14 protein-coding genes are annotated in these 12,716 nt (G+C 66.7%); 9 read left to right on the top strand and 5 right to left on the bottom strand.

The window, feature by feature from the left end; translation table 11 throughout:
- The first annotated feature begins 143 nt into the window (after nt 1-143).
- Together AC1RM6_RS05485 and AC1RM6_RS05480 are read left to right on the top strand one after the other, a co-directional pair.
- Nucleotides 144-578 carry a nuclear transport factor 2 family protein gene (locus AC1RM6_RS05485; protein WP_493098853.1) on the top strand — a complete coding sequence of 145 codons (435 nt, stop codon included), beginning with the start codon at nt 144-146 and terminating at the stop codon, nt 576-578.
- Between the two features lie 11 nt (nt 579-589).
- Entirely contained in the window at nt 590-901 is a 312-nt protein-coding gene (locus tag AC1RM6_RS05480; RefSeq protein WP_493098851.1) for a YciI family protein, read from the top strand.
- Nucleotides 902-904: 3 nt separating this feature from the next.
- On the opposite strand, the gene AC1RM6_RS05475 is transcribed toward AC1RM6_RS05480, so the two are convergent.
- From AC1RM6_RS05475 to AC1RM6_RS05465, 3 genes are read right to left on the bottom strand one after another with little or no spacing between them, the layout of a single operon-like run.
- A complete protein-coding gene (locus AC1RM6_RS05475; RefSeq protein ID WP_493098849.1) occupies nt 905-1,360 on the bottom strand; it encodes a nuclear transport factor 2 family protein in 456 nt (151 codons plus the stop codon).
- On the bottom strand, nt 1,360-2,358 hold the full coding sequence (locus AC1RM6_RS05470; protein ID WP_493098847.1) for an NADP-dependent oxidoreductase: 999 nt from the start codon (nt 2,356-2,358) through the stop codon (nt 1,360-1,362). Before AC1RM6_RS05470 ends, AC1RM6_RS05475 begins: the two co-directional genes overlap by 1 nt.
- A complete protein-coding gene (locus tag AC1RM6_RS05465; RefSeq protein ID WP_493098846.1) occupies nt 2,355-3,176 on the bottom strand; it encodes a TIM barrel protein in 822 nt (273 codons plus the stop codon). The genes AC1RM6_RS05470 and AC1RM6_RS05465 overlap by 4 nt, the downstream gene beginning before the upstream one ends.
- 250 nt (nt 3,177-3,426) lie before the next feature.
- On the opposite strand from AC1RM6_RS05465, the gene AC1RM6_RS05460 reads away from it, so the two are divergent.
- The gene (locus AC1RM6_RS05460; protein ID WP_493098845.1) at nt 3,427-4,221 is read left to right on the top strand and encodes a DUF2889 domain-containing protein; all 795 of its coding nucleotides are present in this window, start codon (nt 3,427-3,429) and stop codon (nt 4,219-4,221) included.
- Nucleotides 4,222-4,305: 84 nt separating this feature from the next.
- Nucleotides 4,306-5,082: a FadR/GntR family transcriptional regulator gene (locus AC1RM6_RS05455; RefSeq protein WP_493098843.1), complete on the top strand. Its 777-nt coding sequence runs from the start codon at nt 4,306-4,308 to the stop codon at nt 5,080-5,082.
- 55 nt (nt 5,083-5,137) lie between these two features.
- Here AC1RM6_RS05455 and AC1RM6_RS05450 read toward each other — a convergent pair whose 3' ends face one another.
- Nucleotides 5,138-5,803 (bottom strand): response regulator transcription factor, encoded by a 666-nt coding sequence (locus AC1RM6_RS05450; RefSeq protein ID WP_493098841.1) that lies wholly within the window; start codon nt 5,801-5,803, stop codon nt 5,138-5,140.
- 288 nt (nt 5,804-6,091) lie between these two features.
- Here AC1RM6_RS05450 and AC1RM6_RS05445 point away from each other — a divergent pair, with 288 nt between their 5' ends.
- On the top strand, nt 6,092-8,281 hold the full coding sequence (locus AC1RM6_RS05445; RefSeq protein WP_493098839.1) for a TonB-dependent receptor: 2,190 nt from the start codon (nt 6,092-6,094) through the stop codon (nt 8,279-8,281).
- Nucleotides 8,282-8,346: 65 nt separating this feature from the next.
- Nucleotides 8,347-8,949, top strand: coding sequence for a hypothetical protein (locus tag AC1RM6_RS05440; protein ID WP_493098837.1), 603 nt, complete (start codon nt 8,347-8,349; stop codon nt 8,947-8,949).
- Nucleotides 8,950-9,002: 53 nt separating this feature from the next.
- On the opposite strand, the gene AC1RM6_RS05435 is transcribed toward AC1RM6_RS05440, so the two are convergent.
- Nucleotides 9,003-10,100 carry an endonuclease/exonuclease/phosphatase family protein gene (locus tag AC1RM6_RS05435; protein ID WP_493098835.1) on the bottom strand — a complete coding sequence of 366 codons (1,098 nt, stop codon included), beginning with the start codon at nt 10,098-10,100 and terminating at the stop codon, nt 9,003-9,005.
- Nucleotides 10,101-10,123: 23 nt separating this feature from the next.
- Here AC1RM6_RS05435 and AC1RM6_RS05430 point away from each other — a divergent pair, with 23 nt between their 5' ends.
- The 3 genes from AC1RM6_RS05430 (at nt 10,124) to AC1RM6_RS05420 (ending at nt 12,675) form a co-directional block, all read left to right on the top strand.
- Nucleotides 10,124-11,074: a hypothetical protein gene (locus tag AC1RM6_RS05430; protein WP_493098833.1), complete on the top strand. Its 951-nt coding sequence runs from the start codon at nt 10,124-10,126 to the stop codon at nt 11,072-11,074.
- Between the two features lie 94 nt (nt 11,075-11,168).
- Entirely contained in the window at nt 11,169-11,735 is a 567-nt protein-coding gene (locus AC1RM6_RS05425; RefSeq protein WP_493098831.1) for an RNA polymerase sigma factor, read from the top strand.
- Nucleotides 11,722-12,675 (top strand): FecR family protein, encoded by a 954-nt coding sequence (locus AC1RM6_RS05420; protein ID WP_493098829.1) that lies wholly within the window; start codon nt 11,722-11,724, stop codon nt 12,673-12,675. Before AC1RM6_RS05425 ends, AC1RM6_RS05420 begins: the two co-directional genes overlap by 14 nt.
- Nucleotides 12,676-12,716: the final 41 nt, after the last annotated feature.

Here is a 12,716-nt window from a genome sequence, read left to right as displayed (position 1 = left end):
GCGGCCGTCGGCGCCGCTCTAACTATGATCATGGTTATCAGCGGCACGGCGACCGGCTCGACTGTCCAAAACGACAGTTCGCAACCGGACCGGCCCGTCGGAACAAATGTCGCCCGCCACGACGGGCAAGGGAGAGGACCGGCATGACCAGCGAGCCCAACTTCGACTATCTCGGCGTCGACGTGGCCACCCGCGCGGCGCTGACCGCGCTGTGCACCGAATATGTCTGGCGGATCGACAATGGCCATGCCCAGACCGTGCCCGAACTGTTCAGCGACGATGGCGAGTGGATCGGCCCGTGGGGCACCATGGCCGGGCGCGCCGCGCTCGACGAGGCCTGGGCCGCGCGTTCGCTCCGGACGGTGCGGACCCGCCATATGCTGACCAATCTGCGCTTCACCCAATCGGCTCCCGACCGCGCCCATGGCCAGATCGGCCAGATCGTGTTCGTCGCCGACGGCCCCGATCCGATGCGGCCGACCCCGTCCATCGTCGCCGAGAATATCGACGACTATCTGCGCGGCCCCGACGGCGTCTGGCGGATCCGGATGCGCCGCGTCGCGATGCTCGCCGAATAAGGAGACCGACCATGCCCACCTTCATCGCCATCGGCTTCGATCGCCGTCCCAAGGAACGCGGCGCCCGCGACGCGATGCGCCCGGAACATCGCGCCTATGTGCTCGACCATGTCCGGCCGATCATCTGCGCCGGCAGCATGTATGACGACGACCGCTCGCAATGCGGATCGGTCTATATGTTCGAGTCCGACAGCATCGACGCGGTTCACGCCTGGCTGCGCGCCGAACCCTTCTTTTCGAACGGCATCTACGAATCGATGCAGGTCCGCGAGATCGAGGTCGGCCCGCTGTGGACGCTGCCTGCCCAGGCGCCCGAGCGCTGATCGTCAGGGCGCGGGGGGCGCCAGCGTGGCGATCGCCGCCGCGGGCGCCTCGCACGCCCACAGCGCCTCGTGCCGGCGGTGAGCGAAGCGCCACACCCCGTCTTCGCGCACGCAGCGGTCGACATAGCGCAGCCCGCGGATCGTCACGACGCCGGGCCGGTTGGTCAGGCAGGCGATCGCGCCGGTGCGCAGCCGCGCGACGTCGCCGTCGAGATCGACGAGGACATTCCCCATGACATGGGTGGATGGCGTCGCCATGCCGATGCCGTCGCGAAACGCCCTGTCCATGAAGGCGCGGATCGCCGCCCGCCCCTCCAGCCTTATGCCGCCCCCTTCCCTGGCGTCATATTCGGCGACGGCATCCTCGGCGAAGCAGGCCGCAACCCCGTCGAGGTCGCGATCGTCGATCGTCGCCGCATAGCGCGAGACGAGGTCGATCAGCGCCTCCCGGTCGGTCATCAGCGCAGACTCAGCACCTGCTTGCCGAAATTCTCGCCCTTGAAGAGCCGCAGCAGCGCGTCGGGCGCGTTCTCCAGCCCGCGGACGACGTCCTCGGCATATTTGAGCCGCCCGTCGCGCAGCCACCCGGCCAGCCGCTCGCGGGCCCAGGGAAACTCCTTCTCGTGGTCGAGCACGATCAGCCCTTCCATCTTCGCGCGGCGGAAGACGAGCTGCATATAGTTGGATGGTCCCGGCGGCAGGCTGTCGGCCGAATAGATCGAGATCGCCCCGCACACAACGATGCGGGCATGGTCGGCGATCCGCGGCAGCAGCCCGTCGAAGATCGGCCCGCCGACATTGTCCCAGAGGATGTCGATGCCGTTCGGTACCAGCGGCTTGATCTCGCGCCGGACATTGACCGCGCGATAATCGAGCGCGGCGTCGAAGCCGAGCTCGTCGACCAGCCAGCGGCATTTGCGCTCGCCGCCGGCAATGCCGATCACCCGGCAACCCGCAATCTTCGCCAGTTGCCCGACGGTCGATCCGGTCGCGCCGGCGGCACCGGTGATCACCACCGTGTCGCCGGGAAAGGGCCGACCGATCTTGTTGAGCCCGAAAAAGGCGGTGTAGCCGGTGACGCCGAGCACGCCCAGATTGGCGGTCAGCAGATCGTCGTCGGGAACCAGGGTCGCGTCCTTGGCCGCTACAGTCGCATGATCCTGCCAGCCGAACATGCCGCTGACCTTGTCGCCGGGCGCGAAGCCGGGCGCGGCGCTCTCGACCACCTCGCCGATGCCGAAGGCGCGCATCACGTCGCCGATCTGGGTCGCGTCGAGATAGTCGGCGACATTCTCCATCCAGCCCTTCTGCGCCGGATCGAAGCCGAGATGGTCGACCCGGACGAGAATCTCGCCCTCGGCCGGTGCGCGGACCTCACCCTCGCCCCACGAAAAATCGCTGGTCTCGATGCCACGCCCCAACGGGCGCGCGGCGATCCGCCACTGGCGGTTGATCATATTGCCTCCTCTTCGATCCGGATGAGCAGTCGCTCGGTCGCTTCGCGCACCAGCACCGCGTGCCGCACCGCGCCCAGCGCGGCGATCCGCGCGACATTGGGAACCTCGACGCTTACCGGCATGTCACCGGGCATCGCACGGACGAGCGCCGCAACGTCGAGCCCACCTTCACCGGGATCGAGTCGGGCTTCGCGCGCCTGGCCCATCAGTCCGGCAAGATCGCCGGGTGCGGCGAGCGGCGCGTCGCAAAGCTGCAGATAGCGGAACAATGGCCGCGGCATCGCCGCGACCGTTGCGGCATCGCCCCCCGATCGCGCGAGATGCAGGGCATCGACAAGGATCGCGGCATTCGCGGCGCCCGACGCCGCGAGCAGCGCGGCCGCCTCACCGATCGTCCGCAAATGCGTATAAGGCACGAATTCGATGTCGATGAAGAGGCCGAGTTCGCCCGCCAGTGCCGCGGCTTCGGCCAGGCGATCGGCGGCGCGGCCGCGATCGGCATCGTCGATGCACAGCACCAGCTCGCGCGCGCCCAGAGCGGCCCCCATCTCGAGCATCGGCCGGCTCGCGGCGATGTCGGTGGCGGGCGCGATCGTCAGCACCTCGAGTTCGTTGACGCGGAGCCCCTCGCCGTCGAGGATCGCGCGCAGTTCGGGCAATTCTCCGGCGTGTCGCACCAGCGGGGGCATATCGGCGGGCGGATCCAGCGGATCGCCGCCGATCACGCGCAGCGCAACCTCCCGATAGCCGGCGGCGGCGGCGCAGCGCAGAAACGCCGCAGGTCCCAGCGCCGGAAGCGTCAACGGTGCAAGCGACATGCGCCTCATCGGCGGGGTCGCGCGCGCCGCGGCCCATGGCCGGGCGTGACGATGACGAGGATTGCAGGGGCGGATCGCATGATTTCGGGTCCGGACGGCGCACGGTCGTTGGCGCCGCGCAGATCGCCACGCTTCTGGACCTTATTCACCGCCATGGCACCCTGCATATTGGATAGGTGGGCGCGTGGCCGGCTATTGGGTCATGCTGCGCCCCGACATGTGCCGAAGCGCAGCGCGCAGGAGAGTGAATTTGGCCGATCCATATGAGCTGCCCTTTCCGCGCGACCCCGATTATGGCGCGCGCATCCTGCGCCGGCGTATCCGGCTGACCAACCGCCCGGGACAGGTCGAAGCCCATCTGTCGGACGTGTTCCACGAGATGCATTGCATTCTCGACCATCGCGGCGGCATCGTCACCGACATCGATTGCCGAGCGCTGCGTATTCCCACCACCGCCTGTCCCGGTGCGGCTGCGGTGATCCGCGAACTGATCGGGCTGCCGCTATCGATCCCGCGCGCAGAGCTCTACCAGTCGTCGCGCGTGCGCCGTAACTGCACGCATATGTTCGATCTTGCCGCGCTCGCCATCGCCCAGGCCGCGCGCGGCGGCGAACCCGCCCGCGTCTACGACGCCGAGGTACCCGACGAAACCGATGCCCCGGTCTGGGTCGAGGTCCGGCGCGACGGCACCGTCGCCCATCGCTGGCAGGTCCGCGACCGACACATCGTCGCACCACCGAACCTCGCCGGCCGCCCCCTCCTCGCCGGCTTCACCCACTGGGCGAGCGAGGTCTTCAGCGGCGACGCATTCGAAAGTGCCTCGGTCCTTGCCAAGACCTGCTTCATCGCGGGCGGCGCGCCCTATCTGACCGAAAGCTTTACCGGCCGTACCCTTGGCCTCAACGACGCGATGACCGGCGTCTGTCACGCTTATGCCGCCGACCGGATCGACGACAGCTGGTTCATCGCCGGCGCGCGGCGCGACTTCACCGACGGTATCGTCGAACAGGCCGTCCATGCGACGCCCGCGGCGCCCCGGAATTGAGCCGTCTGGATTATGAAGACGACATGTCGTAGCGACGAAGGTCGAACAGCACCGGCACCACGCCGTTGGGAGGATGGCAGCCGCATGGCGCATGGAGAGACGAAGGCCGAGCCCGGTCTGATGCGCGGCGGCGGGCAACCCGAAGGTTCGCGCCGCGGCATGAAGACCGCCGAATTGGTCGCGCTCGACATCGTCCGCGATATCGTCGGGCAGCAATTGAAGCCCGGCGACCGGCTGCCACTCGAAGCCGAGATGCTCGCCCATTATCGCGTCAGCCGCTCGTCGCTGCGCGAAGCGCTGCGCCTGCTCGAAACCCAGGGCCTGATCATGATCCGGCCTGGCCCCGGTGCCGGCACGGTCGTCAGCGAAGCTTCGCCGCGCAGCCTCGGCCGAACGATGACGCTCTATTTCCATCTCGCCGACGTCAGCTACGACGAACTGCTGCGCACCTGGGTGGTGACCGAACCCCTGCTTGCCGAGCTCGCTGCCGGCAACCCCGACAAGGAACGGCGCGTCGCGCTGATGTCGCCATTTCTGCCGTCGGAGAAGCCCGACGAGTCGATGAGCATCTCGACTGGCTTGAGCTTCCACGATGCGGTCGCCGAACTCGCCGACAACAAGGCGCTATCGATCATGTTCCGCGCGATCGGCTTCATCGTGTCGGATCATATGCTGGTCCACAAGGAACGGACCGCGCTCGAGCCCTTCATCATCCGCGAGCATGAAGAGCTCGCCCGGGCGATCATCCTCGGCAATGCGAAGAAGGCCGGCAAGCTGATGCGCGAGCATGTCGAGCATGTCTCGGACGACTTCAAGGCCTATTGGCCGCGCAAGGTCGGCGAACGCGTCCTCTGGCGCTGAGCACGGTAAATTAGACCGCGCATAGTTCGGCGGGACGGTATCGGTGCGCGCCGATTCAGCCGTCCGATCGCAGCATGTAGCCGGCACCCCGCACGGTCTTGATAAGATCGAAATCCGACCCCTCGTTGATCTTCGTCCGCAAGCGGCTCACCTGGGTCTCGACCACGTTCGTTTTCGGATCGAAGTCGAACTCCCACACGGTTTGCAGCAACATCGTCCTTGTGACGACCCGGTCGGCGTTGCGCAGCAATATTTCGAGCAGCCGGAATTCCCGCGGTTGCAGTTCGATCACGCGACCGCCACGGGACACCTCCCGCCGCAACAGATCCATCGTCAGGTCGCGCGCTTTCAGCGCCGTCACCGTCGCTGTCGCGTGAGGGCGTCTTGTGAGGGCATTCAAGCGTGCCACGAGCTCGACGAGCGCAAAGGGTTTGGCGAGATAGTCGTCGGCACCGACATCCAGCCCCTCGACACGATGTTCGATCCCGCACAGTGCCGAGAGCATGAGGATCGGCGTCTCGACGCCGTCCCGCCGGGCCGCACGTACCACCGCGAGCCCGTCCAGGCTTGGGACCATCCGATCGATTATCGCAACATCCGCCTGCCGGCTCGTCAATTCGGCGAGCGCCTCAAGACCATCGCAAACCCATAGGACGTGGTGACCCAATTCCTGCAAGCCGCGCAGGATATGCTCACCGACTATCCGATCGTCTTCCAGCAAAATTATCTTCATTGCCCATTGACGTTAACGACGCCCGATTTCCGCAGCCTTGTCGTTTCTATACGATTTGGAAAGCTGTTCGGCGACGCGATATCGCCGGAAAATCGCCGTTCCTATACAATTGGGCAATGTTTGCGGCGGACGATGGACAGTCGATCCGCCAGCGCTAATGGCCGCCCTGAACTGCGAATTCGTCGCAGTAGCAAGATGAAGCTGGGGAGCCCTATGACGAAATTGATTTCCTTTACTGATGCGTCGCTTGTAGCCTTGGGCGCGGGCCTGTCATCGGTGGCCGCGTTCGCCCAGCCGGCCAGCGTCGAGCGCGATCTTGGCGGCACGACGGTCACCGCGACCGCGATCGACGCCGAAGAAGCCGACAAGGGCTATGCGGTGACGCGCAGCCGGACCGCGACCAAGACCGACACCCCGCTGATCGACGTGCCGCAGGCAGTCAGTGTCGTGACCGTGCGCAATATCGAGGATCGCGCCGCCAACAGCATCGGCGAGGCGATCGCCTATGTCCCCGGCGTCCAGACCGCGCAGGGCGAGAACAACCGCGAGACGCTGGTCTTCCGCGGCAACCAGACCACCGGCGACTTCTTCGTCGACGGCATTCGCGACGACGTCCAGACCTATCGCGATCTCTACAATATTGACCGGCTCGAAGTGCTGAAGGGGCCGAACGCGATGATCTTCGGCCGTGGCGGCATCGGCGGCATCGTCAACCGCGTCACCAAGCAGGCCAATTGGACCGCCGGCCGCGAGGCCCGGATCGAGGGCGGCAGCTACAGCTTCCTGCGCGGCTCGGTCGACCTCAACCAGCCGCTCAACGACCAGGTCGCGCTGCGGCTGACCGGGGTCTACCAGAATGCCGACACCTTCCGCGACGACACCAGGCTCGATCGCTGGGGCATCAACCCGACGGTCTCGGTCCGGATCGGCGCCGACACGACGCTGATGGCCGGTTACGAGCATTTCAAGGACGAGCGTACCGCCGAGCGCGGCATCCCGTCCGAGGCGCGGATCAACGGCATCACCGCGACCCAGGTGATCGGGCCGATCGCCACCGGCCGCTCGACGATCTTCGGCGATCCGAAGAACAGCCCGACCTTCACCAACACCGATGCCGGCACGATCGCGATCGATCATCAGATCAGCCCCGGCGTGTCGATCCGCAGCCGCCTGCGCTATGCCGACTATGACAAATTCTACCAGAACATCTTCCCCGGCACGGTCAACGCCGCCGCGTCGACCAACCCCGCCGGCCTGCCCGCCGGGGTCTACGCCCCGGGGACGATCGTCCAGATCTCGGCCTACAACAATGCGACCCGCCGCAAGAACCTGATCAACCAGACCGACTTCAACGCCGAATTCGAGACCGGGTCGATCAAGCACACACTGCTGATCGGCACCGAACTCGCCCGCCAGACCACCGACAATGTCCGGCTCGAAGGCTTCTTCCCGACCGCCACCGCCCCGGCCGGCGTAGCGACGATCTTCGTTCCGGTGGCATCGCCGAACATTCGCCGGCCCGACGCGATCTGGCGCGCGCAGGCGAGCAGCAGCAACAATTACAGCGTCGCCGAAGTCTATGCCGGCTATATCCAGGACCAGATCGAGATCACCCCGCAGATCCAGATCGTCGCCGGCATCCGCTACGATCATTTCAACGTGCGGCTGCACGACCGGCGCAGCGTCGCCTTCCGCACCTCTGGCACGGTGGTCTCGCCCGAATATTATGACGTGACCGACAATCTCTGGTCGCCACGCGCCGGCCTGATCTTCAAGCCGGTCGAGAATGCGTCGCTCTACCTCGCTTATTCGCGGACCTATCAGCCGCGCGCCGGCGACCAGCTCGCCTCGCTGTCGCTGACCACCGCGACCTTCGCGCCCGAGAAGTTCGACAATTACGAGGTCGGCGCGAAATGGGACGTGATGCCGGGCCTCAACCTCGGCGCGGCGGTCTACGAGCTCAAGCGCACCAACGTGATCGTGCCGGTCGATCCCAACAACGCCGCCCTCGGCAACGAACTGGGCGGCGCCCAGCGCACCCGCGGCGTCGAATTGAGTGCGGTCGGCAACATCACGAAAGAACTGAGCGTGATGGGCGCCTATGCCTATCAGGACGGCAAGTTCACCCGTGCGATCTCGACCACGGTCGTCGCCGGCAACCGGCTCGCCAACCTGCCGAAGCACAGCGCGTCGCTGTGGACCCGCTATGACGTCGGCGCCTTCGGCATCGGCGCGGGCATCATCCACCAGGGCGCTCGCTTCGCGTCGACCGACAATCTGGTCCGGCTTCCCGCCTTCACCCGGGTCGACGCGGCGCTGTTCTACGCCATCACCGAGAATCTGCGGGCGCAGGTCAATGTCGAGAACCTGCTCGACGAGAAATATTATATCAACGCCAACAGCAACACCAACATCTCGCCGGGTTCGCCCACGGCCTTCAAGGCCGCGATCACCGCGAAGTTCTGAGCCCGACGCGCGCGATGGGGCGGGTGCACCGCACTTTGGGCACCCGCCCGCATCACGAACGCCGCGTGATCGAATTGCTGCGCAACATGAATGCCGATCAGGCCGTGCGCGGCGAAACGGCCGCGTTCCCGGCCTGGCCGCGGGACGACATCATCGTCTTCGGCCGGTTCGCGCACATTGCCCGCCTCGTCGGCCTGCGGATATTGCCGCCGGGCGGGCGCTACATTTCCGACGACGAGGTGCGGACGATCGGCTGGATGGCCTTTCGCCAGCGCGAAAGCGGCCCCGGACCGATCAGCGACCCGGCGCTCGACGCCGCGATACGCGATTGCGCGGAGATATTGCTCCGGCATCGGATCAGGCTCTCCTACAAGGCCGCGCTCAAGGTCGTTTTACGCGAGGACATCGACGGCGAGACGTCCGTTGCCGAGCGCCCGCCGCTCCGTACGGGCTGCTCATCCGGCGCGCGGCGAGGCTCGCTGCGCGCGCGGGCACTCGACATGGCGGCAGGCCGCGATCATGTCCACACCAGCGAGTTCCGGCGCGCAGGCATCTCGCGGCAGACCGTCAGCGCGATGTGCACGGCCGGTCTTTTGATAAAGATGGGCTGTGGTTTCTATCGTGCCCCTATCGATCACAACGAACGAGCCAACGGGGAAGCAGAATAGACCGTGGCAGCCCCGGCCCCGTATCCCGGCTGATCGTCCCGTAGCGGCGACCGTCAGTCGAGCCTTGGCGAGAGTTCATCGCGTCCGCCGATCAGCGGCGAGCTTCGGGTCGGCTGCAGGCGATAAGATACCATATAGCCGACATGATCGGACAGCATCCGGTTATCGCGGTCGTGGCCGAACGGCGTCGCGATGAGTTCGGTACGCAATTCCACCCCCTGCCCTGCCCGCAGGAATTGCCAGTCCTTGGCGCGGCGCAGCGAACCGCGCGCATCGGTCGACATATGGTCGCGGCAATCCGCCTGCGTCAGGCATTGGGCGAAGGCATTGCGTGGGCCATCCCCCAGCCAGTGCGCGAGACGCGCCGCGGCGTAGCTGCGCCGGCCCGGATATCTGCCGATGTTGAAATCCCCGCCGAGCAGCACAGGCATGCCGGCGGGCACCGCCCGGTGGAGGAAGCCGACAAGATAGTCGATCTGCCCGCGATAGGCCACGAGCGAACGGTCACGCGGCACGCCCGCAGCCTTGCCCGAATTGAGATGGACGTCGATGACGGCGATCGGGTCGGCCTGGCCCGGCACCTCGACCACCGCCATCACCATGCCCTTGTTGGCCATGCAATCATAACCGGCGCATAGATTGGCCGGGAAAGCCTCACGCCGTGTCTGCAATACGCGATAGTCCGACAGGATCTGAAGCCCGCTGCCGACCAGCTTGCCTGACCGCTCCCCCTTCCAGAAGCTGCGCGCTGCGGCGAATTCCCGATTTTCGGCCCGCAGCGGTCGACCGCCGGGGGTCTCCGCATCCGGGCCGTCGACGACATAGCGATAGCCGGCCTGCGCACCGATCGCGCGCGCCTGGTCGGCGAATGCTTCCTGCAGCAGCACGATATGGGGTTGCGCCCCGGCATCTCGCAGGTCGCGCAGCCGCGCCGCGATGCGATCGAATGCAGCGGCACGGCCGAAACGTACCGGCCAGGGCAATCCTTCGATGTTGTAAGTCATCACCGACAGCGGCGAATTGACCGACACCGTATCGGGTCCTTCGAGCAGCGCTCCACGGGCCGGGCGCGGCAGATCGGGCAGCGCCAACGCCGCCGTCGACAGCAAGGCGAGCACCGCAATCCGCCATCCCATGGACCGCAATCCCATCGTCCGTCTTCTCGCCAATTCGCATGTTCAACCGCGATGACGGTGCCGGACGCCGAAAGCCGCAATCGATAATTTGTGGAAATATCTCCTGCGGGTCGACGCCGGGTGCGGCGTCTTTCAGGATATTCGGCACCTTTGTCCAAACGCGGTGCCCTGGCTGTTTCTGGGGGACGAGAACTATGCGAAACCATCTGGCATGGCCGGGACCGATGGCCGTCCTCATGTTCGCGACCGCACCGGCCGCAGCACAGTCGATCGCGCCCTGCCTGGACTGCGGCTCACTCCCATCCGCCCCCGTACCGACGCAGGTGACGGGCTTTCTGCACCACACTTATCCCTCTGCCGGCTGGGATCGCAGCGACCTGTTCCGGCGCGATGGCAATGCCGTCCGCTTCAACCAGGCGGTCCGCAGCAGTCGCGCGCTGATCGTCGGCGACGACCATGACTCGCTGACGCTGCACGCCGTGCGCCGCTTCGCGCGCCACCGCAGCCCGGCCGAGGCATCGCTGGGCAGGCGCGACAAGATCTCGGCGGCGATGCTCGGTCTGCGCTACGATCTGCAGACCGGCGATGACGATCGGGTGGGACTTTCGATCGACGGCGGCGTCGAACGGCGACGCTTCGCAAGCGATATCCTCGAAGGCAGATGGTCGACCAGCCGGTCGATGCGGATCGGCGGCGACTGGACCCACGACCGCAACTGGCGCTTCTCGGCCGGCTATGCGGTCACCGCAGGCAGCCAGCGCCAGACCGGCCTGCAACGCAGCATCGAGCTGACCCAGGGCGGAGTTTCCAGCCGGCGCGGTTATCGTGCCGCGCTGGATTTCAGCCCGACCGGATATGAGGGGAAAGCGCGGCTGACGCTGGGCCTGGAGGCTGGTTCGGACCATTTGTCCCATCGCGATGCGCTCGCGCTGGGCGCCGCGAACGAATCCGACCGAAGGCTCACCGCCAATATGAAATGGGCTTTCTGACATGGCGGTCGCGATGATGGTCGAAATGCGGTTTGCTCCGCCCGCGACGCGCGCCTATGAGGCGTTCGAAGCCAAGGCAGCCGGACCTGCACAGATGAGCGACCACGGCCTCGAAGCCGTCTTCCTGAACAACCGACCGACGCTGCTGCGCTTCCTCGCGGCGCGTGGCGGCGGTGCCGATGCCGAAGACCTGCTCCAGGAATTATGGGTCAAGGCCTCGGCCGGCCAGAGCGGGCCGATCGCCAATCCGATGGCCTATCTCTACCGGATGGCCGACAATCTGATGCTCGACCGGCGGCGCGAGACCGATCGCCGGATGCGGCGCGACAAGGCGTGGAACGATGCCTCGACCGGGGCGACACCCGATGCATCGGACCAGCCTTCGGCCGAACGGGTGTTGATCGCCCGCGAAAAGCTGCGCGCGGTCGACGCAAGGCTCGACGCGCTGGGCGAACGCACCGCGACGATCTTCCGCAGCCACCGGGTCGACGGGGTGTCGCAGCGCGACATCGCCGCCGAGGTCGGGATCAGCCTGAGCGCGGTCGAGAAGCATCTCCAGAAAGCCTATCGGGCGCTGGTCGAATTTCGCGAAGACGCAAGTGCGGAATTGCCCGAGGCACGGCGTCATGCGATCGAAGGGATCGACGATGTCGCAGGATAAGGCACGAATGCGCGAGGAGGCGGCGGACTGGTTCATGCGCCAGGCCGATCCCGCGCGCGCCGACTGGGACGGCTTCCTCGCCTGGCTCGAGGCCGATCCCGCGCACAACGACGCCTATGAGGCGATCGCGCTCGCCGACGGCGCCTATGCCGAACTGGTCGAGGACAGCCGCGGCACCGCACCGGCATCGAACGACAATGTGCCGAACCGGATTCGGCGCGGCCGCTGGTTCACCGGGATCGGCAGCGCCGCGGCGGCGATGGTCGCGGGCGTGGTCGCCTGGCCGCTGATCGTGCCGACGGCGGCGACCTACGCGGTCGAAACCGGCGCCGGCGAACGGCGCGCGGTGACGCTCGAAGACGGCACCCGGATCGAGATGAACGGCGACACCAAGCTCACCCTGCGCAAGGGCGACGCGCGCTTCGCGATGCTCGACCGCGGCGAAGCGGCGTTCACCGTCGTCCACGACCAGGCCGCGCCGTTCGAGGTCCGGGCTGGCGACACCACTCTGCGCGACGTCGGCACCGTCTTCAACGTCGTGCGATCGGACGGCGAACTCGAGGCGGCAGTCGCCGAGGGCGCGGTGATGCTCAATCCCGATGCGGATGCGGTTCGGCTCGACGCCGGGCAGATCGTGCGTGTATCGGGCCAGCAGGTCGTGGTCGGGAAGATCGACCCGTCGACCGTGGGGACGTGGCGCAAGGATCGGCTGGTTTATCAGAATGCACCCTTGTCACGGATCGCCGACGACCTTGCCCGCAATCTCGGACATCCGGTCCTGCTCGCGCCCGAACTGGCGCGCGAGCGGTTCAGCGGCGTCATCATCCTCGGCGAGGATCGCGCCCATCTGCGCGCGCGGATCGGCGCGCTGCTCGACGTCGATGCGGTGCAGGACGGGCGCGCGTGGCGGCTGGGCCCGCGCAAGCACGCGAGCCGCTGACGCCGCTCCTGTTCGACCGATCGGCATCGCGAGCGTTCCAT

This window comes from Rhizorhabdus sp. GW822-FHT03C02 (assembly GCF_058801765.1).
The sequence above is the reverse complement of the archived record's forward strand: the minus strand, read 5'-3'. Positions and strand labels throughout refer to the sequence as shown.